This is a genomic window from Salinimicrobium catena (assembly GCF_900102915.1).
In the GTDB taxonomy this organism is placed as follows: domain Bacteria; phylum Bacteroidota; class Bacteroidia; order Flavobacteriales; family Flavobacteriaceae; genus Salinimicrobium; species Salinimicrobium catena.
Genome location: NZ_FNGG01000001.1, coordinates 388,220 through 414,197, shown reverse-complemented (window position 1 = coordinate 414,197; position 25,978 = coordinate 388,220). Strand labels below are relative to the sequence as shown.

At 45.1% G+C, this 25,978-nt stretch carries 26 protein-coding genes; 4 read left to right on the top strand and 22 right to left on the bottom strand.

Annotated elements, in window-relative coordinates:
- Positions 1-3 precede the first annotated feature (3 nt).
- From BLS64_RS01870 to hemA, 22 genes are all read right to left on the bottom strand, one after another.
- Positions 4-480: a methylated-DNA--[protein]-cysteine S-methyltransferase gene (locus BLS64_RS01870; protein WP_093111154.1), complete on the bottom strand. Its 477-nt coding sequence runs from the start codon at positions 478-480 to the stop codon at positions 4-6.
- Positions 473-1,549, bottom strand: coding sequence for a CNNM domain-containing protein (locus BLS64_RS01865; RefSeq protein WP_093111152.1), 1,077 nt, complete (start codon positions 1,547-1,549; stop codon positions 473-475). The genes BLS64_RS01870 and BLS64_RS01865 overlap by 8 nt, the downstream gene beginning before the upstream one ends.
- Positions 1,550-1,609: 60 nt before the next feature.
- Positions 1,610-2,590 (bottom strand): lipoate--protein ligase, encoded by a 981-nt coding sequence (locus BLS64_RS01860; protein ID WP_093111150.1) that lies wholly within the window; start codon positions 2,588-2,590, stop codon positions 1,610-1,612.
- Positions 2,591-2,689: 99 nt separating this feature from the next.
- Complete coding sequence (locus BLS64_RS01855; RefSeq protein WP_093111148.1) at positions 2,690-3,484, bottom strand: TIGR04290 family methyltransferase; 795 nt, start codon at positions 3,482-3,484, stop codon at positions 2,690-2,692.
- An 11-nt stretch (positions 3,485-3,495) separates the two neighbouring features.
- On the bottom strand, positions 3,496-4,572 hold the full coding sequence (locus BLS64_RS01850; protein WP_093111146.1) for a CgeB family protein: 1,077 nt from the start codon (positions 4,570-4,572) through the stop codon (positions 3,496-3,498).
- A 3-nt stretch (positions 4,573-4,575) separates the two neighbouring features.
- Positions 4,576-5,679 carry a CgeB family protein gene (locus BLS64_RS01845; protein ID WP_093111144.1) on the bottom strand — a complete coding sequence of 368 codons (1,104 nt, stop codon included), beginning with the start codon at positions 5,677-5,679 and terminating at the stop codon, positions 4,576-4,578.
- Positions 5,676-6,812, bottom strand: a complete 1,137-nt coding sequence (locus tag BLS64_RS01840; protein WP_093111142.1) for a CgeB family protein — start codon at positions 6,810-6,812, stop codon at positions 5,676-5,678. The genes BLS64_RS01845 and BLS64_RS01840 overlap by 4 nt, the downstream gene beginning before the upstream one ends.
- Positions 6,809-7,888: a glycosyltransferase family 4 protein gene (locus tag BLS64_RS01835; RefSeq protein WP_176763405.1), complete on the bottom strand. Its 1,080-nt coding sequence runs from the start codon at positions 7,886-7,888 to the stop codon at positions 6,809-6,811. The genes BLS64_RS01840 and BLS64_RS01835 overlap by 4 nt, the downstream gene beginning before the upstream one ends.
- A 16-nt stretch (positions 7,889-7,904) precedes the next feature.
- Positions 7,905-8,918: a Gfo/Idh/MocA family protein gene (locus BLS64_RS01830; RefSeq protein ID WP_093111138.1), complete on the bottom strand. Its 1,014-nt coding sequence runs from the start codon at positions 8,916-8,918 to the stop codon at positions 7,905-7,907.
- Complete coding sequence (locus tag BLS64_RS01825) at positions 8,915-9,934, bottom strand: MDR/zinc-dependent alcohol dehydrogenase-like family protein (protein ID WP_218124592.1); 1,020 nt, start codon at positions 9,932-9,934, stop codon at positions 8,915-8,917. Before BLS64_RS01825 ends, BLS64_RS01830 begins: the two co-directional genes overlap by 4 nt.
- Positions 9,931-11,961 (bottom strand): GDP-mannose 4,6-dehydratase, encoded by a 2,031-nt coding sequence (locus BLS64_RS01820; RefSeq protein WP_093111136.1) that lies wholly within the window; start codon positions 11,959-11,961, stop codon positions 9,931-9,933. Before BLS64_RS01820 ends, BLS64_RS01825 begins: the two co-directional genes overlap by 4 nt.
- Before the next feature lie 10 nt (positions 11,962-11,971).
- A complete protein-coding gene (locus tag BLS64_RS01815; RefSeq protein ID WP_093111134.1) occupies positions 11,972-13,090 on the bottom strand; it encodes an SDR family NAD(P)-dependent oxidoreductase in 1,119 nt (372 codons plus the stop codon).
- 18 nt (positions 13,091-13,108) lie between these two features.
- A complete protein-coding gene (locus tag BLS64_RS01810; RefSeq protein WP_093111132.1) occupies positions 13,109-13,816 on the bottom strand; it encodes an SDR family oxidoreductase in 708 nt (235 codons plus the stop codon).
- A 338-nt stretch (positions 13,817-14,154) separates the two neighbouring features.
- Positions 14,155-14,622, bottom strand: coding sequence for a hypothetical protein (locus tag BLS64_RS01805; protein ID WP_093111130.1), 468 nt, complete (start codon positions 14,620-14,622; stop codon positions 14,155-14,157).
- Between the two features lie 75 nt (positions 14,623-14,697).
- Positions 14,698-15,048, bottom strand: coding sequence for a hypothetical protein (locus tag BLS64_RS01800; RefSeq protein ID WP_093111128.1), 351 nt, complete (start codon positions 15,046-15,048; stop codon positions 14,698-14,700).
- Between the two features lie 29 nt (positions 15,049-15,077).
- Entirely contained in the window at positions 15,078-16,049 is a 972-nt protein-coding gene (hemB, locus tag BLS64_RS01795) for a porphobilinogen synthase (RefSeq protein ID WP_093112251.1), read from the bottom strand.
- Between the two features lie 111 nt (positions 16,050-16,160).
- Entirely contained in the window at positions 16,161-17,063 is a 903-nt protein-coding gene (gene hemF / locus BLS64_RS01790; protein ID WP_093111126.1) for an oxygen-dependent coproporphyrinogen oxidase, read from the bottom strand.
- A gap of 3 nt (positions 17,064-17,066) precedes the next feature.
- A complete protein-coding gene (hemE, locus tag BLS64_RS01785; RefSeq protein WP_093111124.1) occupies positions 17,067-18,092 on the bottom strand; it encodes a uroporphyrinogen decarboxylase in 1,026 nt (341 codons plus the stop codon).
- 10 nt (positions 18,093-18,102) lie between these two features.
- Complete coding sequence (locus BLS64_RS01780; RefSeq protein ID WP_093111122.1) at positions 18,103-18,654, bottom strand: hypothetical protein; 552 nt, start codon at positions 18,652-18,654, stop codon at positions 18,103-18,105.
- Positions 18,655-18,750: 96 nt separating this feature from the next.
- Complete coding sequence (locus tag BLS64_RS01775) at positions 18,751-19,410, bottom strand: uroporphyrinogen-III synthase (RefSeq protein WP_093111120.1); 660 nt, start codon at positions 19,408-19,410, stop codon at positions 18,751-18,753.
- Complete coding sequence (hemC, locus tag BLS64_RS01770; RefSeq protein ID WP_093111118.1) at positions 19,407-20,324, bottom strand: hydroxymethylbilane synthase; 918 nt, start codon at positions 20,322-20,324, stop codon at positions 19,407-19,409. Before hemC ends, BLS64_RS01775 begins: the two co-directional genes overlap by 4 nt.
- Entirely contained in the window at positions 20,321-21,580 is a 1,260-nt protein-coding gene (gene hemA, locus BLS64_RS01765; protein WP_093111116.1) for a glutamyl-tRNA reductase, read from the bottom strand. The genes hemC and hemA overlap by 4 nt, the downstream gene beginning before the upstream one ends.
- 200 nt (positions 21,581-21,780) lie before the next feature.
- Here hemA and BLS64_RS01760 point away from each other — a divergent pair, with 200 nt between their 5' ends.
- The 4 genes from BLS64_RS01760 (at position 21,781) to BLS64_RS01745 (ending at position 25,977) form a co-directional block, all read left to right on the top strand.
- Positions 21,781-22,683, top strand: coding sequence for an AraC family transcriptional regulator (locus BLS64_RS01760; protein ID WP_093112249.1), 903 nt, complete (start codon positions 21,781-21,783; stop codon positions 22,681-22,683).
- Between the two features lie 97 nt (positions 22,684-22,780).
- Complete coding sequence (gene hemH / locus BLS64_RS01755; RefSeq protein ID WP_093111114.1) at positions 22,781-23,821, top strand: ferrochelatase; 1,041 nt, start codon at positions 22,781-22,783, stop codon at positions 23,819-23,821.
- Between the two features lie 110 nt (positions 23,822-23,931).
- Positions 23,932-24,480 carry a CopD family protein gene (locus tag BLS64_RS01750; RefSeq protein ID WP_093112247.1) on the top strand — a complete coding sequence of 183 codons (549 nt, stop codon included), beginning with the start codon at positions 23,932-23,934 and terminating at the stop codon, positions 24,478-24,480.
- A 42-nt stretch (positions 24,481-24,522) separates the two neighbouring features.
- Positions 24,523-25,977 (top strand): sensor histidine kinase, encoded by a 1,455-nt coding sequence (locus BLS64_RS01745; RefSeq protein WP_093111112.1) that lies wholly within the window; start codon positions 24,523-24,525, stop codon positions 25,975-25,977.
- The last annotated feature ends 1 nt before the right edge of the window (position 25,978 follow it).

Below are 25,978 nucleotides of genomic sequence, written 5' to 3'. Positions count from 1 at the left end.
GGGTCAAAATTGGAGACTTTGTTGTTTTTCGGGCTGCTCATGTTCCAGCAGCCATTTCTTTCGCCACACCCCGCCCGCATAGCCGGTTAGTGAGCCGTCGCTGCCAATTACCCTGTGACAGGGCACAACTATCCACAACGGATTCTTGCCGTTCGCGGCCGCGACTGCCCTTATGGCTTTCGGGTCTCCGTACTTTTTGGAAAGCTCGAGGTATGAAGTGGTTTTTCCGAAAGGGATCTCCTGCAGCTCCTGCCATATCTGCTTTTGAAAATCGGTGCCATCAGGATTGAGCTTTAGATCAAAATGGGTTCGCTCTCCGTCAAAATATTCCTGTAGTTGCTTTACAGCTTCCTGAAGTGGTGAAGGAATATTGCGAGTTGTTTGTGGAGGGTCTTCAGAAATTAGAATACTCGAGACCCCTTTTTCATCACCTTCTAAAATCGCCGTTCCCAGCGGGGTTTTCAAAAAGGCTTTATTCATCTTCCTCATCTTTTTGCTTCAGGATACCCAAGCGGCGAGCACGTCGTTCCCAGTTCCTGCGGGCGAGTACCTGCATGTCGGCAATGTTGTCGCTTTCGTCCATGATCTCAAGCCCCAGGAGGGTTTCAATAATATCCTCCATAGTCACCAGCCCCACCGTATTTCCGTATTCATCTACCACAATGGAAAGGTGGGTCCGCTCTTTTATGAACCGGTCAAAGAGTTCGGGAATGGGAATATCCTCAGGAACTATATGTATATCCCTTTTGATAATAGATAAAGGCTCGCTTCCTTTTTCCTCCAGCATCTCTTCCAGCACATTGTCCTTTAAAATAAACCCTGTGATATTATTCGATTTCTTGCTGTATACGGGGATCCTTGAGAATCTTAGGTTCTTATGAGCTCTGTAAAATTCTTCTATTGGGGTGTTCTCATCTTCGGTGACTGCAACAGAAAAAGGGGTCAGAATGTCTTTAGCCTGTACCTTCTCAAAAATGAGCATGTTCTTGATCACCGTGGTCTCTTTGCCCTCGAAAATGCCCTCTTCTTCGGCCACATCGGTCATAGCCATAAATTCTTCCCGGCTCATGGTGCTTACGTGGGCCGATTTGCCAATGAGTTTGGTGGTAAGCATCATCAGCCATAAGATTCCGGTATACTTCAGCGGGAAAACAAAAATATCCAAAGTTTTTGCCGTAAAGTTCCCCAGAGATTTCCAGTAAGTGGCGCCGATCGTCTTCGGAATGATCTCCGAAAGCACTAGAATGGCAAGTGTCATAAGCGCCGAAACGATACCCACCATATTTCCGCCGTCGCCAAAAACCTTTTCGGCCTGTACTCCCACCAGGATCGCGCCCACAGTATGGGCGACCGTGTTAATAGTTAGAATGGCGATAAGCGGCTTATCCACATCCTGTTTATAGTGCACTAAAGTTTTTGCGTAACCTTTACCCTCTCTTGACTTCATCCTGAGGTAGGAAGGGGTGATGCTCAAAAAAGCAGCTTCCAATACAGAACACAGAAAGGAGAAAAAGATCGCTAATACCGCGTATAGAATGAGTAATCCCATGTAGTGTTTATTGATTCGTCAATATAATGAACTTCCTTTTCATCTGCATAATTGATGGGATCAAAACATGATGGAGATGAGGTCGTCTTCAGAGATCTTGTCGAAATACTCCTTGAGGTTGAAAGGTTCCAGTTTTACACGAATGGCCTCTTCTTCGTGCTTGGTGTTTTCCAGCGCCTGTTCTATGGGCTTGATGTCCCTTATATGGAAGAAATCGCCTGTGATCTTCACGGCGCGTATGATGCCGTGGGAAACGTTCATGTTCATTTCTATGGTCCCACCCGGAGTGCGGGCACCCTGTTTAAAGTTATAGTCGGGGGAGTAACCAAAGTTCCATTCCCAGGTGCTGTATTTTTCATCCCTTATCTCCTGGATCTTTTTCAGATCTTCCTCGGTGAACTCATACATTCTCGCGTCCTCAAAATGCCCGGTGATGTAGTCCATGATCTTATCGGTGAACTGGTCCAGGCTTATCTTTTCCTTCAAATGATCACTGATGTTGGTCACCCTGTTTGGCACCGATTTCACTCCGCGATCCTTATATTTTAGCGGATTGATCTTCAACGCTCCGCTGATGTCTTTCATTTCTGAAGAGAACAGCAAAGTTCCATGATGCAATACTTTATTCTTAAATACATGCTCGGCATTGCCCGAAAATTTTTTGCCTTCGATGGTAAGATCGTTGCGGCCTTCAAATTTCGCATTCACTCCTAATTCTTTCAGTACTTCAATTATGGGTTTTGTGTACCGCTGAAAATCGATCATTTCATAGCTGTCTCCGGTGCGGGTAAAGGAAAAGTTGAGGTTTCCAAGATCGTGGTAGACCGCGCCCCCGCCTGAAAGTCTTCTTACTACCTTGATGCCTCGTTCCTTAACATATTCGTGATTGATCTCGGCCAGAGTGTTCTGGTGTTTTCCCACTATGATCGCGTTGTCGTTTCGCCAAAGCATAAAACAATCCTCTTCCATATGCTTAAAAATATACTCATCTGTGGCGATGTTAAAGTAAGGATCTGTAGAGTGGTGTTTGATGCAGAGCATAGCGGTTCTTTGTTGGTTCCTTCAAAAATAAGAAAGCTTTGAGGGAATTTTCCCAAATGTGAATTAATTTCTGAAACGCCCTGTTGAAATTCCGGAGAGCTACTTTTTTGTCTTTTTCTGCACCTCTTCTTTCCAGTCTTTCCCAACCGCCGAAAGGTATTCGGAATAGTTCCAGGTGTCGAGACTTGATTGCAGGGCGGGATCTTTTTCAGCGACATAAGTTTCATCCTCGGGCATGGCAGAAACTTTGAAACCACAGCTTCTCAACATAGAGATGATGCCCTGGTGATTAGGCGCCCACCAGTTGGTAGGATCTCCCGCCAGTTTATCTTCGATAAATGCCATTTTTGGCCAAGCATCCTGCTTCATGATCTCCCGGCGATGAAATTCCACATCTTCGGGAATGTCCATTTCTTCCTTGCCAGGTAGACTTAGCGTCTGGAAAACCATCATTTTTTTCACTTTTTGAGTGAGTATGTCCATAGCCAACATTGGATACCTCAAATGGTAAAAAACACCCATGAACCAGACCAGGTCAAACTGTTCTTCGCTATGGGCCAGGTCATAAACCTGCATTTGTTTGAACCGCACTTTGTCATCCAGACCAAATTGCTGTGCCGTCCACTTTGCCTGTTTCAAATAATGTTCGTCAAGGTCTATCCCCAGCACATCGGCGCCTCTTTTCGCCAGTTCTATGGAATAGAATCCGGCGTTACAGCCAATATCCAGCACTTTCCAGCCGCTCAGGTCTTCGGGAATGGAGTTTTTGATGTTATTCCATTTAAAGGCCGGGAAATCTCCCAAAAAATGATCGGGAGCGGTGATGTTGCCGTCGGGCAGGTGAATGTTGTGAAACCAGGGCGCTAAGGCTTTAATTTCTGCTTCGGTAGACATAGTTTTTGATTTTATACTTTTTCGGAAGGCTGTCTCACTTCCCTGACATATTTTACCAGTTCCAGGGCGCGGGCTTTGGCTGTGTGCGACTGCAAAACCTTTTGCCGTGCCTGTTCACCAATATTTTTTCTTTCTTCTTCGGAAATGCTTCGGAAGTATTCCGCGACTTCCGAAGAAGTCCTGGCAATGAGAATTTCTTTATTTGGTTCAAAAATGCTTTCGATACCGTCCCAGTTATCTGAAATTATGGGAACACCACAAGCCGCGGCCTCAAACAACCGAACGCTGGGCGAATAGCCGGCTTTGATCATGTCTTCCCGGGTCACATTCAAGGTAAAGTTTTGGGAATTATAGAACTCCCTGTGTTTTGCCGGGGGCAAATGCTCTATTCTTTCCACATTTTTAGACCAGGGAAAATCTTCAGGATATTGAGGACCGGCGACAACGAATTTTTTATCGGGAAATTCCGCGGCAGGTTTGTTCAACAGTTCCTGCACGGTGGGCTGCCGGTCTGTGCTGTAAGTGCCCAGGTATCCCATTTGCCATTTCTTTTCCTTTTCTTCGGGATAATAAAGATCGGGATCAACCGAACAGTAAAGCGCTCTGGCCATAGGAGAACCGTAGTGATTCTCGAGATGATTCAAAATTGGTCCTCCCGAAAATGACAAATACAGGTCATACTTGCTGATGATCTCCGGGTTTAGGTATTCATAATCCTGCCGCTCGAGTTTGGCAAGTGTCACCGGCGTATCAATGTCGTAAAAGGCGGTTACTCCTGTGGCTGTTTTAATTGCCCAGTTGCCGACTTCCACACCTTGCTGCGTGTAAGAACCCACTATGACCACATCGGCTTCAGCGACTTCCTGCTTATAATCTGAATAGAGTTCTTCGTTGGTTTTATAGAGGCCCAGCCGGCAAAATTCGGGATTTGGCATATCGCGATTTCCCGAATACCAGGGCACATCTTTTTCGAGGAACAGGATATCATGGCCAAGAGCTTTTAGCTCTTTCAGCAAAGCACGATAGGTCGTGGCATGGCCGTTGCCCCAGGAAGAAGTGATGGAAAGTCCTATGATTACAAATTTCATGCTTCAGGATTTTAGTTCGGCTTCGGTTTGCAGTTTTTCAGAAATGACAGATTCCAATAGCTCTGCCCGGTGCTCATAAGTGTGTTTCTCAAGCACTTTTTTATAAGCAGCCTGCCCGATTTCTTTGGCTTTTTCCGGAGAAAGTTCTGAAAGGATCTTTTCCACTTCATCGCCATCATTGGCTACAAGGATCTCTTTTCCGGGCTCAAAAAAAGTTTCTATTCCTTTCCAGTAATCGGTAATAATACACGCTCCGGCACCGGCAGCTTCGAAGACGCGGGTAGCTGGGGAAAAGCCGTACTTCGCCATGCTATCGCGGCTGATGTTCAGCACTGCTTTTGGAGTGCAGTTAAAGGCATTGTGATCTTTTGTATATACGTGCCCCACATATTTTATGTTGAAGGGCATGGCTTTGTCGCCCCAGCCGCTGCCTCCAAGAATAAAGCGTTCGCCCGACAGTTTACGGGCAGGTTTGATAAAAAATTCTTCCACCCGCGCTTCCCTGTCAGGTAAACGATTTCCTAAAAAGGCCAGGCTGCCATTAAACTTCTCATCAGGATCTACGGGAAAATGGGTGTCAGTATCCAACGCGTTGTAAATAGGAATGCATCTCTTCGCTCCATTGCGCTCGTAAGCATCGATCACGGGTTGGCCGCCGCCGTAGGTGAGCACAAAATCGTACTTTGGAATTAATTTATTGAAAGGATCTGAAGGGTCAGACTCGATACGGTCAAGAGTTGCTGGCGCGTCAACATCCCAAAAAATGATCAGGTTATCTTCTTTTTTCAGCTGCACCACGGCATCTTCCAAAAATTCATCAAAAGCCCCCACGCCGCTTGCCTTGATGATGACATCTGCTTCTGAAGCCTGCCGCAGCAATCCCTGCAGCGTGACTTTATCATCAGGATAGACCACTACTTTGCACCAGTCCGGATCTTCTATGTCACGGTGCTTTTGACGTTCGTAAATATCGGGTTCGTAAAAGGTAACATTATGCCCCATTTTGTGCAGCGCCTTGACGATGCCGCGGTAATAAGTTGCCGCCCCGTTCCAGTAAGCCGAAACTATGCTGGACCCGAAAAAGGCAATTTCAAGATTCTTTTTCATGCTTCCAAACTTTTGTTGTGAATTGGAAAAATTTTTTCATCGGGTATGCCCAGTTCCTGTAAGATCATTTCCAAACCGTCTACGCGATGGGCGCAGGTATGCCTTTCAAGAATGGTCTTTCTTCCGTTATCGGAAAGGCTTTTTGCCAGGTGCGGACTCTTCAGCACCTCGGCGATCTTATAGCCCATGTCATTCCCGTCTTTGGCTATGAGATAGTCTTCTCCCGGCGTGAACAAATGTTCGGCATCGTTCCAGGGGGAACAGATGAGGGGTATTCCGCAGGAAAGGGCTTCAAAAGGCCGGATAGTAGGGATACCCGGCAACATTTGAACATATGGCCGTCGCGGCACATGTATGGTCACTTTATATTTTGCAAAGACTTCAGGCACTTTATAATTCGGAAGGTAACCGCCGTACTCGATCCCGGCTTCCTCCAGGGCTTTTTTAGCTTTTTCGGGATACCGGACTCCGTAAACTTTAGCTTTTATTCCGAGTTCTTTCACAGGTTCCACGAGGAATTCCATCAGTTCTTCGGTGCGTTCATTGTCGCCCCAGTTCCCTATCCATACCAGGTCGCCTTCTTTTTCTTCATCGCGGTTTGGGCTGAAGAAGTCGGCATCGGCAGCTTCATGCCAGGTCCATACCTTGTCCACCCATTTCTTTTCCAGGTAGATGTTTTTGATCACATCACCAAAGACGAGGGCGCCGTCAAAATGTGAAAAGTCATATTTGGACATGCTCTTTTCGTCGGAAACCGCCCTGTGATGCGTGTCGTGGAAGAGGAGTTTGAACCCGTATTTCTCCTTTTGTTTCCCTATTTCTGAAATAAGCTCCGGTTCGTTCCATTCATGTACGATGACCAGGTCTGCCCCACCCAAAATATTCCCGTAGTTCAGCTTTTTCTCCGGATTGTAGAATTGAGGGTTTAAAGAAGGATAATACTGCCGAAACTCATCCAGCTTTTCGGCGCCATGATCCTTCAGCAGGTTTTTCATGCTCCAGCCGCCTTCGGGTTCATAGACTTCCACGTCATGACCTCTCTTTTGAAGTTCCTTGACAATGCCTCTTAAAAAATGCGCATTCCCATGATTCCAATCAGAATATAGGGAATGGTAAAACATCACTATTTTCATGCACTTACTACTTTATGTTCTTTTTTGGCGATCTCGCGGTATAACTGATGGTATGCTGCCCCCATTTTTTCTGCGGAAAAATTTGCTGCCCTTTCTTTGGCTCTTACAGAAAGTTCTTTCAGGAACAGCGGATTATCAAGCAGGAGCAGGGCCATTTTTTCAGCATCGGCTTCATCTTCAGGATCGAAGAAGAGAGCGGCTTCCTGCCATAGTTCTTTCAGCGTGTCGAGTTCACTTAGCACCAGGGCGCAGCCGTTATTTGCCGCTTCCAGTATCGCCAGGCCAAATGGTTCATAGCGGGTAGGGCTTACAAAAACGCTGGCCCGTTGCATCCACTGCTGCACTTCTTCGGGAGATAATTTTCCGAGGAAATTGACATTTTCGGCGGTACATTCCTTGCCGGTATTGGGATTCACTCTTTCTCCGGCCACATAAACCGGCCACGGAAGTTTTCCCGCTATTTTGGAAAGCAGAGGCAGGTTCTTGGCTTCGTCCCACATTCTGCCCATGCACAAAATGAACTTTTCACGAGGTTTTTCTTCCGAAGCATACTTGCGTCTCCCATTGTGGATGACCCTTGTTTCTGAAGAAAAACCATGTACCTCTTTCGCTTTTTCGAGTATGGAATTGGTCGGTCCCACTACCACATCTGAAGCTTCGAGCGATTCTTTTACTTTTTGGGTATACCTGTCCCAATCCTTAGGTGCCGCTTTGCCTTTAACAGCCTGCCACCAGGTTTGTACACAGGAATGGAAAACGGTAACGACCGGTGAGGTCCAGGTGCTGTCTACATGCGCGTAGTTGTTGAGGTGAACAATGTCAGGCTGTACGGTATGATAGATGCTGTTTAGCCATTTCCTTGATTGCTCTACATCCTCCCAGGGATCTTCCATCCACTCCAGCCGGTAATCGCTTTTGTAAAAGACGACGTTCGGCATTTTTTCGGCGGCAACCTGTTGTGCCGGGGAGGGCCAGGAGCCCATAGCTGCCAGATGCACCTCTATTCCGAACTTCTCGAGAGCTTTGCACAATTCCAGGGAATATACCCAAACTCCGCCCACCGTATCGGTGGTCATTAATATTTTCATTCCTTTACCTTCCATATATTCGATCGATTAGTTGAGCAGTCCTGATGAATTCTTCGGCAGATGTTTCATCAAAACGATTTTGGGTGAGCATTTTTTCGGCCCAGACAACTCCGGCCCGGCCGCTCCATTCATCGGGTGGAGTCACCAGGGTTTCAGTTTGAGTGCCATAGTACTTTTCGGCTGTAAAATCATAGAACGAGCCATTGATATTTTTAAACGCGGCCCCGCCTTTGCTGCCGTAGAATTTGGCTTCAATGACGGCATCCTTTCCTGCGGAAACATGCCAGGAACATTCCAGGTTGATCACCTGGTCTTTTTCTGAGGTCATAGTGACACTGGCAAAATCTTCCACATGTTCATCAAAGGAATCCAATTTTTGTCCTTTGTGAAAAAGGTGACTTTTTACCTCGTTTATTTCCGGAAAATCCAGCGTCCAAAGGGCCATGTCCACCAGGTGGATCCCCAGATCCATGACGCAGCCCCCGCCTGATCTTTTAATGTCGTAGAACCATTCTTTGTCAGGCCCATAGGCGTTGTGAAAAACCAGGTCTATAGCGTAGATATCTCCTATCTCACCATTTTTAATGAGGTCATATACTGCTTTGAAGGCTTTCGTGTAGCGGTAGGAGAGATCTACCGCCAAAAGTTTATCTGCGTTTCTTGACGCTTCCACCACCTGTTTTACTTCCAGGGCTGTTCTTCCTAAAGGTTTCTGGCAAAATACGGCTTTGCCAGATCTCAGCGCCTCAATGCTTTGCTCGGCGTGCATGGCGCTGGGCGTGGCAATCACGATCCCGTCTAGATTCTCATCTTGGTACATTTCTTCAGGAGACTCTTTTAAGGTAGCATTTTCGGCACTTTTCAGAGCTTCCTTTGCATTTTCTTCATGAGGTTCGGTAATGGCTGCGGCTGTGGCAGGAGTATGGTTGAGAATGGCTTCCATGCGGTTGCGGCCTATCCAGCCGACTCCAAGAAAACCAAGGTTTAATATCTTTTTGGTTGGTTGAGTTGTGATCATTTTGGTTGATTAATTATAAGCGCTTTAATAAATCCGTCAGGGCGTTCGGTTAGATGTTTATAAGCCTCTTCCATTTCTTCCAGAGCAAAGTGATGGGTGAATAGCGGGAAAGGATCCATTTTTTCGGCTTCTACAGCCTTAATGGCGGCTTCAATTCCGGCTATGTATTTCTGCGGATCTCTTTCATGTGCGCTGATCATATCGATTCCTCGCCAGTTGAGCATTTGCACGTTCACATTCCTCATCCCGTCCTGGTGAAATCCGGCAACGATGAGTTTTCCTCTTTCGCCGGTAAGTTCTATGGACAGGTTTAGGGGCCATTCCTTGCCGGTACATTCGATCACTCTTTCGCAAAAGTTTTGGTTGGTTAGTTCTTTTACTTTTTCAATGATCTCGTAATGGTCATTCATCTGAATAAGATGATCTGCACCGGCTTTCTTTGCGGTTTCCAGGGAAAATTCCCGGCGCGAAATGGCTATTACCTCAGCCCCTGCAGACTTTGCCAGTTGGATTAGCAGGGTACCTAAGAAGCCGCTGCCTACTATGGCTACTTTTTGCCCTTGTTGAATATCGCTCCTGTTGAAGATATTCATGGCGCAGCCCAAAGGTTCTCCGGGGAATGGTTTTCCATCTAAAGAATCGGGCAGCTTTACCACGCTTTCTTCTTTGGCTATATCATGGGTGGCGTAGGCATTGTAAGTGAGGGCGGTAACACGGTCACCTTTTGTCAGGTTTTCAACACCTTCCCCTACGGCATCCACAATTCCCCAGCCTTCGTGGCCCGGTTCTCCAGCAGTGATAGGGTAATCGAACCAGTCCCTGCCTTCCCACACCGGGATATTCGAAGCGCAAACGCCGGAGCCTTCCAGCTTAATGCGCACCTCTCCCTGTTTAGGTTGAGGTAATTGCAGGTTGTCTAAAATGACATTTTGTGGCTCTTTTAAAACAGCAGCCGTTAATTCAGTTCTTTTTTCTGAAACAGGTGGCATTTCCTGTACACTTTTGGATGCTCTCATATAGCGATCGCTTTTTTAGATTTTAAAGTTGCAGGAAGTTCGATATTGCGATTTTCGCAAAGCCAGTGGACCAGGTTTTCGACACCCTGCCCTACTTTATACTTCGGCTTCCAGCCGGTAGCTTCTTTGAACTTATCAGTATTGGAGACATAATAGAATTGATCTCCGGTACGCCAGTCCTCAAAACTTACATCCATTTTCTTATCTGCTTTTTCCTTAATGAGGTTCAGTATTTCTAAAAGGCTAACCGTGTTTTCCGGTCCGCCGCCAATATTGAAGACTTCTCCGGCCAAGGAATTCATGTTCTTTTTAGCCAGTAGGAAGGCGTCGATAAGATCATCTACATAGAGAATGTCCCTGACTTGTTTTCCGTTTCCGTAGATGGTGATGGGATCATCCTGAAGGGCGCTAATAAGAAAGTGTGCCACCCAACCCTGATCTTCTGTTCCAAATTGGTGAGGTCCGTAGATACAGCTCATTCTGAAGACCACCGTTTTCAATCCGTAAGTCCTGGAATAGTCCAGAATATACTGGTCTGCAGCCCCTTTTGAACACCCGTACGGACTATGGAAGTCAAGCGGGATCTTTTCGTTTATTCCGTATTTTTTCATTTTTTCATCGGCAGGGTAGAAGCGGGTTTCGTTCTCTATCATTTCCACATCTTTCAGGTTTCCGTACACCTTATTTGTAGAAGTGAAGATGAGCGGGGGCTGATGTTTCGAGTTTCGAATAGCTTCTAAAAGATTAAATGTACCCTGCAGGTTCACATGGAAATCATGAATAGGATTGGTCACCGAAGAGGTCACCGCAACCTGCGCACATAAATGGAACACTTCAGAGGCATGCTCTACGCAATTCTGTAGGATCCTTGTTTCATTGATTCCCGCAATCTGGATGATCAGTTTATCTTCATACTGCTGTTTGAGCCATTGCAGGTTCTCTTCAACCCCATCTCTGAAAAGGCTGTCATAGACCATCACCTTTTTTCCTTCGGAAAGGAGGCGGGAAGCGAGATTTGTTCCTATAAAACCGGCACCGCCAGTTATAAGGCTGTACTGCTCATCTTCCTTAATTTGGTACTGCTTTGAGATATAATCCTGTTTCTGAATATTTTCAACTCCGTCTTTTTCGAGGAGTTTATAAAGCAATTTTTTAGTCCCGTCTGTCTTTTTTAATCCGAAGAAATATTCTCTTTCATCCAGATGGAATCCACCCACGGTGGCGTTCTTTGGATCCAGGTCTTTTAAGGAATACCAGTAGATCCTGTCCGCATCTGCGTTGAGTACATTTTTGAACTCCTGGTATTGTTTTACCTCATCGTTCTGCCAGGTGGAAAATCCGGCTTCAGAGATCCAGATCTCTTTGTCATATCCACCCTTTTCAAGCACTTCCCTTACCGCCTTGATATTCACATCCCAGCCTTTCCATTGCTGGTCAAAAACATGTGGGAAGCCATGGATTCCCACGGCATCTATCTTCTCGAGCACACCCTGCTCCACCATCATTTGAAGCCAGTTAGGATCAATGGGACTCATACCTCCCAGAAGCGTTTTTTTGCCTCTTTCTTTGGCCCAGTTTGCTGCCATACTTATCATTTTAGCAAACTTGTTCCATGAATAGTCAAGGGTGAAATCGTATTCTATTTTGTTGTTGGGTTCATTCCATAGTTCTACCCATTCAAAGTAATTTCCGTATTTATTGATCATCACATCAATAAAGTCGGCATATGCTTTCAAGTCTTTTGGTGGGGCTGAGGTTTTTTGCATTTCGCCTATAGAAGGCGGGGTGTAAAGAAAACACGGCAGGATCTCGACATGGGGTTCCAGCTCTTTGAAAAGCCAGTCATACCATTCTTCTGTTCCTTCTACGTACCAGTCTGCCCACGAAATGCCGGTACGTAAATGAGTTATTCCTAATCGCTTCAGGTCAGCAATGGCATTTTTCACCTCCTCATATTCGCCTGGTCTGAACCACTCCAGGATCCCAAGGACAGGAGTTGACGAATTCTTTTTTTCTGAAATTTCCATAGCTTTTGGTTTATACGGTTAGTCCTCTTGAAGAAAGTTCATTGCTTGCCTTGCTTACATTATCAGTGGCTATCTGAGTTTTAAGCCACTCTGCCAGTTCATACAGCCCCTCTTCAAATTTCACTTGTGGTTCAAAGCCCAATACCTTCTTTGTTTTTGTGGTGTCGGCAAAACAGTGTCTAATGTCTCCCACACGATATTTCCCGGTGATCTCTGCCTTGATGCCTTCTTTTCCCATTACCTCTGCCAGCTTATCGGCAATGAATTGAATGGTGTACTGGTTTCCGCTTCCAATGTTGAAAACCTCACCGTCAGCTTCAGGCTTTTCCATGGCAAGACGGCAGGCACGGGCCACATCGTTGACATGGATGAAATCCCTTTTCTGCTTTCCGTCTTCAAAGATCATAGGCGAATTGTTGTTGAGCAGGCGGGAAGCAAAAATGGCGAGCACTCCCGTGTAGGGATTGGAGAGTGCCTGCCTGGTTCCATAAACATTAAAAAATCTCAAAGCGGTTGCAGGAAAATTATAGGCCTTCCCGGTGATAAGGCTGAGTCTTTCCTGGTCATATTTTGACAAAGCGTAAACCGATGACAGATTAGGTTGCTTGGTTTCTGGCGTGGGAACAGGAGAAAGTATATCTCCATTCTCCTCGTACATTTCCCATTTTCCTTTTTTGAGGTCAGAAAGTTTTCGCTCGCACTCCATTCTGTCGTTATCGGCAGAGTCTTTATAAAGGCCTTCGCCGTAAATGCTCATGCTGGAAGCGGTGACCAGTTTGTCTACCGGTTTATCCATCAAAGCTTCCATTAGCACGGCGGTTCCTACATTATTTACATCTGTATAATCTTTTATTTGGTACATGCTTTGGCCGACTCCTACCATTGCTGCCAGGTGAAAAACAGCGTCCACACCTTCCAGCGCCTTTTCAACGGCCGCCCGGTCCCGTACATCTCCTATCTGCAGTTCAACTTCAGGATTAAGGTATTCGGGCCTGCTGGCATTCTTTCCGTGAACTTGCTCAGAAAGATTGTCGAGCGCCCGAACTTTATATCCTTTGTTGATAAGTTCATCGGCCAAATGTGAGCCGATGAATCCTGCGCCTCCGGTTATTAAGACTTGTTTTGACATGTATATCGTTTTAGTTGATTAGAAATTCTGTAATATTGGTCTGGTTATGATCTTGTTAATGCTCGTTCCTTTTTTTCTGTTCAGGGCATACCATACATCTTCTGCGATCTCTGCAGGAGAAATGGCGCCCATTCCCATGTTTTCAATGTTCATGTCACCGGAGATCTCATTTTTGAAGAATTCCGTATCCACAATTCCGGGGCTTATAACGGTAACATTGAGGTGGGGGAGTGATTCTTGTCTTAAGGTTTCGGCAATTACCTCAAGAGCGGTTTTGGTGGCCGAATAGATCCCACCGTAGGGATGGGGTTGATTGGCAGAAACAGAGGAGATGAACACCACCTTACCTTCCTTGTTTTCCAACATTGCCGGCGTAAATGCCCTGATGCAACGCAAGGGCCCCATCAAATTGGTGTGAATGATCTTTTGCCATTTTTCAGGGTCTCCCTCGGTAAGTTTTTCCCTGATTCCCTGTCCGGCATTTAGCACCAGAATGTCAGGCTGCCCGTAATTCTTCGTGACAAATCGATAAAGCTGGTCGATGTCTTCTGATTTACTGACATCACATTTTCTGTAGACTTTCCCTTCTTCTTCGGTATTGGCGGCAGCAATGTCTGCCACGATCACTTGCACCCCTTCGGCAGTTAATTTGTCTGCTATGGCTTTGCCTATGCCACTGCTGCCGCCGGTTACAAGAGCTATTTTTGAAGAAGGTGTTCTACTCATTGACTATTCTGTTTGATTGCGTTTGGACTTCAGATCAAAAAAAATCTGTTCCCTGCAGAACATTTGTAGAGGGGAATTCCGCAGTGATAGAGCGTTCTGTTAAAAGCCGCTTTTCCCAAAGGTACATGAGGAAGCTGTGAAATTGTTTTAAAACAAACCTAAATGATTCTTAAACCGCCTTATTTTACTGGGCAAACGGAAGGATTGTGTTTCTAAATGAACGATGAAAAAAGGTGAAAAAAACACCTTCATCCTACTCCTGGCAGGGGATGATGCTGCTGCCTGAAAATAAAAACAGGAGCAAAAGCCCCTGTTTGTAAAAAAAGCGGTTTTTGGAACTATTTTACGTGAACCAAAAATTTCTCCCATTCAAGGGCTTTTTGAAGCCGATCGGCCGTTTCGGTCACTGGATCAACATCCTTCTGAAAAAAGCTGATCTTTTTCTCCATTTTGGAGCAGTGAAATTGCAGCGAGATCTCAGTAAGGTCATCAACCGAGCCTGTAGGGTTGTTGTTCAAGTATTTTTTGACCAGATGAATTTTGCACTCAGGAAGATCGATCACCTGAGGTTTGTTCTTATTGGCAGGATCAATGACAAGTAATTTACGTTGCTCCTGGTCCAGGCCAAGCGAAAGACTTCTTAAAATAAGGAGTTTTGAAAGCTGCAGGTCAAAGTCTGATGCAGTGTTGAATAAAATCTTTTTTCTTGCCTTTTCACGGCGAGACTGGTCAATGATCAGGTAACCAATTGGTGTTATGAAAGCCATTAAAAGGCCAAGCCCCAATAGGGTGGCAGAAGTATCCATTATTAAATTTTTTAATGTGAAACAATTTGTAGTGCGGGTTATCCTGATGCTTAGGAAGATCAGGAACTGCAGGTTTCACAAGAAAAAATGAGTCGGAAAAATGAGGTTTGTGATAGATCTTCGGATATCCCTTGTGTAGTCAAAGGGGAGATCAACGTTAAAGGAAATAAGCTTTAGAAAAGTAAGATGCTCCTTTTCATTAAAATCTCCGACAAAATGGTATTCTGAAGCTTCTGAAAATTCGGGTGCGGGATTTTCCCTGGTCGCCCAAAGGTAAATATGGGCAGCTATTATAGTTTCTTCGGAAGGAGAATGATCCTCCCGGATTTCAGGCAGAGTTCCGGCAAAAAGATGATTTCCCCCAAGGCTGAAAATCGCCAGCAGCAGGACAAGGAATCTTCCGAAGAAATTCTCTCTTATTTTCACCCTGTAAATTTAACTGAAAAGTTGTTCAGTTAGAGTAATTTAACAGCATCTTTGGCAAAGTAGCTGGCGATCATTTGCGCGCCGGCTCTTTTGATGGCGGTAAGCTGCTCAAGCATCACCGCATCATGGTCCAGCCAGCCTTTTTCTGCTGCGGCCTTGATCATGGCATATTCTCCGCTCACCTGGTATACAGCCACAGGAACGTCTACAGCATTGCGGATGTCTCTTACAATATCCAGGTAACAAAGACCTGGTTTGACCATGACAATATCGGCACCTTCTTCAATATCCATCAGTGTTTCTTTTATGGCTTCCTCACGGTTGGCAGGATCCATCTGATAGGTTTTCTTATCACCAAAGCCGGGAGCGGAATCCAAAGCATCTCTAAAAGGTCCATAAAATGCCGAAGCGTACTTGGCACTGTAGCTCATGATCCCGGCCTTGTCGTAGTTGTTCTTTTCCAGCAATTCCCGTATCACCAGTATACGTCCGTCCATCATGTCGCTTGGCGCGACGAAGTCGGCTCCTGCCTTAACATGGGAAAGTGCCATTTTTGCCAGTACTTTGGTAGTTGCATCATTCAGGATCTCGCCGTTCTCCACTATTCCGTCGTGGCCATAAGAGGAGTAAGGATCTAACGCAACATCGGTCATCACCAGCATTTCAGGCACAGCGTTTTTTATGGTTTTCACTGCTCGCTGCATGAGTCCGTTAGCATTCAAAGCTTCCGTTCCTTCGTTGTCCTTCAGTTTTTCAGGGACTTTTACAAAGACCAGTACCGCCTTTAAGCCTGAATTCCAAAGCTCTTTGACCTCTTTTTCAAGCAGGTCAAGGCTGTATCGAAAATAGTTGGGCATGGAAGCGATCTCTTCTTTTACATCCTTTCCTTCCACCACAAATAGCGGCACAATGAAATCATTTGGGGAAAGGCTGGTCTCTCTCACCAGGCTTCTTATTGCTTCGCTGGAACGTAATCTTCGGTTTCTTATCAACATCTCGATTTCAAAGTTTAAAGTTCGTTCAGGGTTTTGCCACGAATTCACGAATAATGAATGACATGCCCTTAATTATTTATATTTAATCAGTCTGACCACCGTCCTCTGTCAACTTTTTTACAACCATTCCCTGGGCTTCTCCAATACTTTCAATAATTTCTCTTCCTCGCTGCCGTGTTCGGGATGATGGTCATATACCCATTGAACATGTGGCGGGAGACTCATTAAAATACTTTCTATTCGGCCGTTGGTTTTCAATCCGAACAGAGTGCCTTTGTCGTGCACCAGGTTGAACTCCACATACCTGCCACGACGTATCTCCTGCCATTTTCTGTTATGTTCTGCGTAAGGCATATCCATTCTGCTTTGAACAATGGGAATGTAGGCATCGAGGAAGCTGTTTCCCACATCGGTCACAAAGCTGTACCAGTCTTCCATAGATCTTTCTTCAGAAGCCTTGCAATAATCAAAGAACAATCCGCCAATTCCGCGGGCTTCATCCCTGTGGGAGTTCCAGAAATATTCATCGCACTTCTGCTTATATTCCGGATAAAACTGAGGATCATGCCGGTCACAGGCCGATTTGCAGACCTTGTGGAAATGCGTGGCATCCTCTTCAAAAAGGTAATAAGGAGTAAGATCCTGACCGCCGCCAAACCAGCTGTCGATAGTATTACCCTCCTGGTCATACATCTCAAAATAACGCCAATTGGCATGAACGGTGGGAACCATAGGGCTTTTTGGGTGCAGCACCAGGCTTAGGCCACAGGCAAAGAAATTCACATCTCCCACCTTAAAATATTGCTGCATGGCGGGCGCCAGGGGGCCGTGTACCTTGGAGATGTTCACGCCGCCTTTTTCAAAAACGCTACCTTTTTCTATGACGCGGGTGCGGCCGCCGCCACCTTCTTTACGCTTCCAGATATCTTCGCGAAAAACAGCTTTTCCGTCGATCTCTTCTAGCCGGGAAGTGATCCTGTCCTGCAGGTCCTGGATGTACGCGTAAAATTTCTCTTTCATGTTCTACTTTTTGTACCCTTTAACGGCTTCTACGAAAGCAATGGCATTCTCTACCGGGATATCAGGTAGGATCCCGTGGCCCAGGTTGACGATATATCGGTCTTTTCCGAACTCATCGATCATGGTGCAGACCATGTCCTTTATTTCTGAAGGCGGCGAATACAATCGGCTCGGGTCGAAATTACCCTGAAGGGTGATCTCCCCGCCGGTTAATTTTCGTGCCATTTCAGGCGAGCAGGTCCAATCCACTCCAAGGGCAGAAGCGCCCGAAACGGCCATTTTATCAAGAGCGAACCAGCAACCTTTCCCAAAGGCGATGACCGGAATATCTCCTTTTAAAGCGTCGATGATCTGCTGAATATATTTCCAGGAGAACTCATCGTAATCTTTAGGTGAGAGCATGCCGCCCCAGGAATCAAAGATCTGCACCGCATCAACTCCGGCCTCAACTTTTGCTTTTAAATAGGCAATGGTAGTATCGGTGATCTTTTGAAGCAGGGTATGTGCCGCCTGCGGATTGGTAAAGCAGAATTTCTTTGCAATGTCAAAGTTCTTAGAACCCTGTCCCTGTACGGCATAACAAAGAATGGTCCAGGGAGAGCCTGCAAACCCAATCAGGGGAACTTCATCATTGAGTTCCTTCTTTGTCATTTTTACGGCATCGAGCACGTAACCGAGCGTTTCATCGATATCGGGTACGATCACCTTGTGCACGTCATCCATGGTCCGCACGGGATTCGGCAGCCATGGACCCACTCCGGGTTTCATCTCCACTTCAATATTCATCGCTTGCGGAACCACTAAAATATCGCTGAAAAGTATAGCGGCATCTGTTCCTACCTGATGAATGGGCATTACGGTGATCTCTGTAGCCAGCTCGGGAGTACGGCAACGGGTGAAAAAATCGTATTTTTCCTTGAGCTTCATGAAATCGGGCAGGTAACGTCCTGCCTGTCTCATCATCCATACCGGGGGACGTTCAACAGTTTCGCCCTTCAAGGCTCTTAGAAATAGATCGTTCTTTATCATAATTATAATGTTATTCTAATGTTAGCTGTTCAGACAAGAAGATTCTGCGAGAATCATGGACTTCCTTAAAATTCTCTTTACCTCCAAAAAGATCAAGAAGTTCCTCTGTCTTCAAAATATTAAAAGACCCACTTATTACTTCCTTGTATGATGAGAAAAAATAGTTTTTGTAATCTTTCCCAAAGTGGGTTTGGGAATTTAAATTTACATAGATAATTACTTGTTTCAGATACTTTTCGCTATCCACTTTTATTCTCCTAAAATGCTTCTCAAATAAACTGCCGGTTCTGTTTTCAGCCTTGTTGTAGGCCTTGGCATAAGAATTAAAGAAATTTGAAAAGCCTTGAGTAACTTCTTTAGGTTCCCCATCAATTCTTATTACGAAGTGAAAATGGTTCCGGAGAAGGCAATAAGCAAAAGTTGATACTTTATCCACCAGGTACTTTTGGTATTGTTTAAGAAAGTAATTCCTGTTTTCATCATTAGAAAAGATGTTACACCCATTAATCCCCCTGTTGTAGATATGGTAAAAACGATCTTTTTCTAATACTTCTAATTTCATTTTCTTACTTGAGAAGACCTGAAAGGTCTTTTTCGACCTTGTAGGTCTTGATTAATTACCTGTGCCAGACCTGTAAGGTTTTGAAAACCTTGCAGGTCAGTTTTTAAAATGTTTTACCACCTGTACAATCACATTCTCTATTGAAGGTTTGGCGGCAACTATAATATTTTTGGTATGCTTTTTTGCTTCGGAAGCTGTTGTGGTTCCTATGCAAAAAGCAGTGCTACTTGATATATCGTTCAAGGAACAATAGCTTTTCACTCCGCTGGGGCTGAAAAACAGAACTCCATCAAAGATACGATCAATTTTGGTGGATGAGAAAACAGTGTCGTACACCGCGATCTCTTCCATAGAAACATTATTCTTTTTTAGCTTTTCCGGAAGGTCAGGATTTCTTTTTTTTCCGCAGAAAAAGAGGAATTTTTCCTTTTTGTGTTCAGCCACGATCTTGTGGGCCAGATCATTTCCATAGTTGGTGGTTTCAGAAACAGTGAATCCATTTTGTTCCAGAAAATCCGAAGTTTTATCACCTACGGCAAACACTTTCTTTTCCTGAAGTTCCTTTAGACCTGGCTGCTTCAGAATTGCCTTCACCGCATTCTTGCTGGTGAAAATAAGGTTTTCCGGAACCGTGTTCAGCTGAAAATCTAATGGAATGATACTTATGAAATCCTTTTCTACCACGCTAAACCCGGCATTCAATAAAAGCTCTTTTTGGTGAGGCTCCAGTTTTTTGGTAGACAACAGGTGTTTCATATGTTCTTGATGGAGTCCTTGATCTGCTTCATCAATTCTGCTCCGCCCGATGCCAGGATCTCCTCTGCACAGGCTTTTCCAAAGCCCTTATTTTCCGAAACTGGAATGCTTTTTTCCACTTCCAGCTTCTGACTTCCATCTATACTGAACAGTGCGCCTTTAAAATGAATTTTTTCATCTTCGATCACGGCAAGAGCGCCGATAGGAGCGGTACATCCTCCTTCAAGGGTACGAAGAAACTCTCTTTCTATATGAACACAGATCGATGACTCCTCATGGTTCAAAGCAATAAGGGCTTTTCTGCAGAACTCATCTTCTTCCTTAGCAACTACCAGCATGGCGCCCTGGGCGGGTGCCGGGATCATCCATTTAAGATCTACATAAGATTCCGGAGTAAGATTGATCCTTTCCAGGCCGGCAGCGGCGAATATAGCACCGTTCCAGTTGTTGTCTTCCAGCTTTTGCAGGCGGGTGTTCACATTTCCGCGGAGATCTACCACCTCATGATTCGGGTATTTGTGCAGCCACTGAGCCTTTCTTCTAAGGCTTCCGGTGGCGATGATCCCTTCTTCGTTTAAAAAATCGGTTCCTTTGTGGACCAGAATATCCTGCGTATGTGCCCTTTTTAGAACTGCAGCCTCTACTATTCCCTTCGGAAGGGCAGTGGGAACATCCTTCATGGAATGCACGGCTATGTCTATAGTGTTGGTAAGCATCGCCACATCCAGGGTCTTGGTAAAGATCCCTGTAATTCCGAATTCATATAAGGGTTTGTCCAAAACCAGGTCGCCCTGTGATTTTACCGGCACAAGTTCTGTTTTATGACCCAGTTTTTCCAGAGCGCTCTGCACGGTCTTCGCCTGCCACATGGCCAGTTCGCTGTCGCGGGTGCCTATCCTTATGGTCTTTTTCATTTTCTCACGGGTTCTTCCAGTTGGAACATTTTCTGGATCAACTCCAGGCTTTCATCGGTGGTGTTGGAATCTCCCTTAAGATGATTAGCGAAGTGGTTCATGATCTTCTGAATGATCCTGTCACTAATGATCTCGGCTTGCTGGTCGTTAAAACCTGTGATCTTTCTTCTCTGGAAATCGATCTCCGCATCTTTCATGGCCTTGAACTTCTTCTTCAAAGCTTTGATGGTAGGAGCGAATTTTCGGGTTTCCAGCCACTGGTTGAACTCCCCTTCAATTTCGGCTATGATCGCTTTTGCCTGCGGAATGGATTCCCTTCTGCGTTCCAGCGTCTCGTCGGTCATTTGTGAAAGGTGGTCCAAATGGATCAACTTCACGCCCTCCAGCTCCTGTACGTCATCGGCAACATTCTTCGGAATGGAAAGGTCAAGAATAAGCAGCTCTTTTTTATTATAAATAAGATCTTTGGTGATCGTTGGGTGTTGTGCCCCTGTAGCAACAATAAGAATATCAGCCTGCCTGATCTCTGCCTGAAGATCGGCGTAATCCTTCACCGAAAGATCAAACTTTCCGGCGATCTTCTCGGCCCTGTCCTTGGTGCGGTTGATCAGCGTGATATGGTGGTTCTTGGTGTGTTTCACCAGGTTTTCACAGGTGTTCCTTCCAATTTTTCCGGTTCCGAAGAGAAGGATGTTCTGCTCTGCCGGTTTTTCGAAATTGTTCAGAATATATTGGACTGAAGCAAAACTTACAGAAGTAGCACCCGACGAGATCTGGGTCTCGTTCTTGATCCTTTTGCTGGCCTGTATCACCGCATTGATCAATCTCTCAAAAAACGCATTTGCCACCCCGGCTTCACGAGACTGGACAAAGGCAATTTTAAGCTGACTTATTATTTCAAAGTCGCCAAGGATCTGGCTGTCAAGCCCGGTTCCCACTCTGAACATGTGAGAAATGGCTTCTTTGTTCTTATATACGTAAGCTACTTTTTCAAACTCTTCCACTGTTCCGTGAGTATGCTCACAAAGCAGTTTGATCAATTGAAAAGGATGTTGTGCAAAACCGTAGATCTCGGTCCTGTTGCAGGTAGAAGTGACAATAAGCCCGTCAATACCTTCGTCTTTTGCCTGTTTCAGCAAATTTTGTTTGGCTTCGTCGCTAAGGCTGAAATGTCCTCTAATCTCGGCATCGGCTTTTTTATAACTAAGGCCAATGGTATAAAAATGCTTTCCTCTTGATATGTTGTAATCCTCCATGTACCTGATTAGGAATTGAGGAAACAAAATTAAGTTAAGGTTATTTTAAAAAACAACGCTGAAAGTACATTTTGTGTCGCTGCACGTGATTTTCGGCAGAAAACTGATACAAATCATATTTTTGCGTAATTTTACCTATGAAACTAGGGGTTTCGGAAAAATTGGGCAAATTTGTCCGTTATTTTATGATCAAGGTCATCATGGAGGAGAAAGAAAAAAACATCGCTGGAGGAATTTTTGAAAAGACAAAACTTGAAGAAGGCTTCTATCTTCTTAAGTTCAATAACGAGCAGAAGCAGCCGGTAAAGGTGACCCGCAACATCAACAGCAAGTTTATCCAGTTCCATTTTTCTGGAAAAGGGGAGGGGCGATTCTTCTTTAATAACGGGAGTTATAAGATTCCACTGCTCGAAGAGAATTCTTTGCTACTCTATAATCCGCAAAGGGATCTGCCTATTGATCTTGAGCTGCAGCCAAACAGCTGGGTGATCTCGATCGTCATCTCCATCAAAAAATTTCACGCCCTGTTTTCTGAAGAAGCCGGCTATATCAGCTTTTTGAATCTGGAGAACCGGGATAAACAGTACTATAAAGATGCGCCACTTTCTCCCGGAATGGTGATCGTGCTCAACCAGCTGGCCAACTACAATATAGTTCCCACTATCAAAAACCTATACTATAAAGCTAAGGCCTATGAAATTCTGAGTCTTTATTTCAATAGGTCCGAAGAACCCGATGTGGAACAGTGTCCATTCCTTACCGATGAGGAAAATGTGCTGAAAATAAGGAAAGCCAAGGATATTGTCATCGCTAACATGGCCGAACCGCCTTCACTCCAGGAATTGTCAAGGGAAATTGGCCTGAGCATGAAAAAGCTGAAAGAAGGTTTTAAACAGATCTACGGAGACTCTGTCTTTAGTTTCTTGTTCGATTACAAAATGGAATACGCCCGAAAGCTGCTGGACAGCGGAGAATTCAACGTGAACGAGGTGGGGCTGAAGGTGGGTTACAGCACATCCAGCCACTTTATCGCGGCTTTTAAAAAGAAGTTCGGGACCACCCCTAAAAAGTACCTGATGTCGCTCACTTCTGATGCCGGATAGGCAGATAAGGCTTTTCAATGGTTCTATTGATCTTTAATGGAGCCGATCTTTTACTCAAAAATTTATAAATCGTACTTTCGCACACAAATTTCAGGCTATGAGCAAAGGCGTCTTACTGGTTAATTTAGGATCTCCAGACAGTACAGATCCAAAGGATGTAAAGAGATATCTCGACGAGTTCCTTATGGATGAGCGGGTGATCGATGTGCCTTACTGGGCGCGCACGCTTTTGGTGCGGGGAATCATCCTGAACACCAGGCCTAAAAAATCTGCCGAGGCTTATCAAAAGATCTGGTGGGAAGAAGGTTCGCCTTTGATGGTGCTTTCTGAAAGGCTGCAGGCAAAAGTTGATGAACTTACTTCGGTGCCTATTGCCCTGGCCATGCGCTATGGAAAGCCAAGCATCAAGAGCGGACTTCAGGAGTTGCAGGACAAGGGTGTGGATGAGGTGCTGGTATTTCCGCTTTACCCGCAGTTCGCTATGGCAACAACAGAAACCATTTTAGTGTTGGCCGAAGAGCTTCGGAAAAAGCATTTTCCGAAGATGGAGTTCACTTCGGTTCCGGCTTTCTACAATCATGCAGATTACATAAGAGTTCTGGCCAACAGCATTGGAGAAAGACTGGAAGGGGTTGATTACGAACATCTTTTGTTCTCTTATCACGGAGTTCCGGAGAGACATATCAGGAAGAGCGATATCACTAGATCCCATTGTAAAATGGACGACAAATGCTGCCAGACCCCATCGGCAGCACACCAGTTCTGTTACCGGCACCAGTGCTTTGAAACCACACGCCTGGTAGCGGAATACCTGGGACTCGAAAAAGATAAATATTCGGTCTCTTTTCAGTCAAGATTAGGATTTGACCCATGGTTGAAGCCTTATACAGACAGGACCATTGAACGACTGGGTCTGGAAGGCACTAAAAAACTGGCTATCGTTACTCCTGCTTTCGTTTCAGACTGTCTTGAAACTCTTGAAGAGATCGCTATGGAAGGCAAAGAGATCTTTGAGGAGGTAGGCGGTAAGGAATTCACAGTGGTGCCCTGTCTCAACGACCGGGATGAATGGGTGAAGGTGCTGGCACGTTGGATAGATGAATGGGCTATGCAACCTGTGGCTTCTCCTGAGGAATAACCTTCCGGAGAATTTTCAGCAGAAAGAAAAGTGATTGCCTATCTTTGTGAAGAGGCAGAAAGTGCGGAAGCCTGGTGCGGTGTGGATGCCTGAAATTTAAACTTCAGAAATTGGAATACTACAATTACATCAAGGCGCTTCATCTCATTTTTGTGATCACCTGGTTCGCCGGACTTTTTTACATTCCCCGCCTTTTCATCTATCATATTGAAGCTGCTCAAAAACCTGAGCCCGAAAATCATATTTTGACGCGACAACTAAAGCTGATGACCAAAAGACTATGGTATATCATCACCTGGCCTTCGGCTATTCTTGCCAGTTTGTTCGCGTTCTGGCTGTTATTCATAAATCCGGCCTGGCTGAAAATGGACTGGATGCTGGTAAAACTGGGCTTTGTACTGCTCCTTTATCTCTATCATGGTAAATGCCACTTGATCTTCAAAGAGCTTCAGAGGGATGTGATCAAGTGGAACTCCAACCAGATGCGCATGTGGAACGAAGTTTCCACCCTCATACTTTTCGCCGTTGTTTTCCTGGTGATCGTCAAAGACGCAGTGAACTGGATCTATGGAGTGGTGGGCATCTTTTTACTTGCCGGAATGCTGATGCTTGGAATTAAAGTATACAAGCGGCTAAGATCAAAGAATCCCGAACTTTAGAATGGTTTGATAATTGTTACCTTTAAAGCGTAATATGACTTCATGAAGCCTTTAAAATTCTCCTTACGCACACGTATCTTTCTTTCTATGATCTTACTGGTGTTGCTGGCGTCGATCCTTATCGCCGCTATCACCGTGTATCAATACAAGGAAGAGGCTAAGGAATATCACCAGGAGCGGCTCGAAAGAAAGGAAGAAGCCATTCGTGAGAACATCAAATTCGTTATTGAGAGCACCACTTATGAGGTGAAGGAGGAGAATATCACGCTTATCCTGAAAGAACGCGGAAAGATCCACGAGATCTCCCAGGTGCACAATATGCCTCTTAATATTTACAGTCTCGAAGGTGATCTTATTCTTAGGTCAAAACAATCATTCTTCCCAGATACAACCGATCTGCAGCTTGATGAAACCATTATGGAGGGGCTTAAAACTTCCTCAACAAAGAGGGTTCTAAGGCACACTACCAAGAACGATAAAAAATTTCAGTCTTCTTACACCTATATTACCGATAATAAGTTCATGCCGCTGGCAATTCTTAATTTGCCATATCTTGAGGATGACTACTTCATCACCCGTGACCTGCATAATTTTTTGATCAGGCTGGTGGAGGTTTACCTGTTCATGCTGTTGATCGCTATCCTGCTGGCATATTTTCTATCTAAGTACATCACACGTAGTCTTAAGACCATTTCAGATAAAATAACCGAGACCAGGCTGGACAAACGCAATCAAAAAATAGATATTGGTAACGTAAGTGAGGAGATCTTTACGCTGGTGAGCGCCTATAACAGTATGATCGATGAGCTGGAGGAAAGCGCGGTGAAGCTGGCTACCAGTGAACGGGAACAGGCGTGGCGTGAAATGGCCAAGCAGGTGGCGCACGAGATCAAGAATCCGCTCACCCCTATGAGGCTCAGCGTTCAGAATTTTGAAAGGAAATTTGATCGCGATGATCCCAATATCGACCAGAAGGTTAAGGAATTCAGCCATACCCTGATCAATCAGATAGATACCATGAGCTCCATCGCTTCTGCTTTTTCGAATTTTGCGAAGATGCCGGCTCAGCAGAATGAAACTTTGAACGTTCCGAAGATAGTTAAGCTGGCCCTGGATATTTTTAATGAAGAATATATTTTGTTCTCTGCGGAAAAAGAGGAGATCCTGGCAAAATTTGATCGCACCCAGTTGATCCGGGTGGTTACAAACCTGGTGAAAAATGCCATTCAGGCAACTGAAGATGTGGAAAATCCGGCAATACTCGTAGCGGTGACCGAAGAGGAAGGTTATGCCTGCCTCACTGTTTCTGACAACGGAACCGGGATATCTGAAGAGAACAAACCCAAAGTGTTCGAACCTAAATTCACCACAAAATCAAGCGGGATGGGACTGGGGCTCGCCATGGTCAAAAATATTGTGGAGAGCTGCGACGGCAGCATCAGTTTTACTTCTAAATTAAATAAAGGCACTATCTTTAAGGTGCGTTTTCCAAATTAAA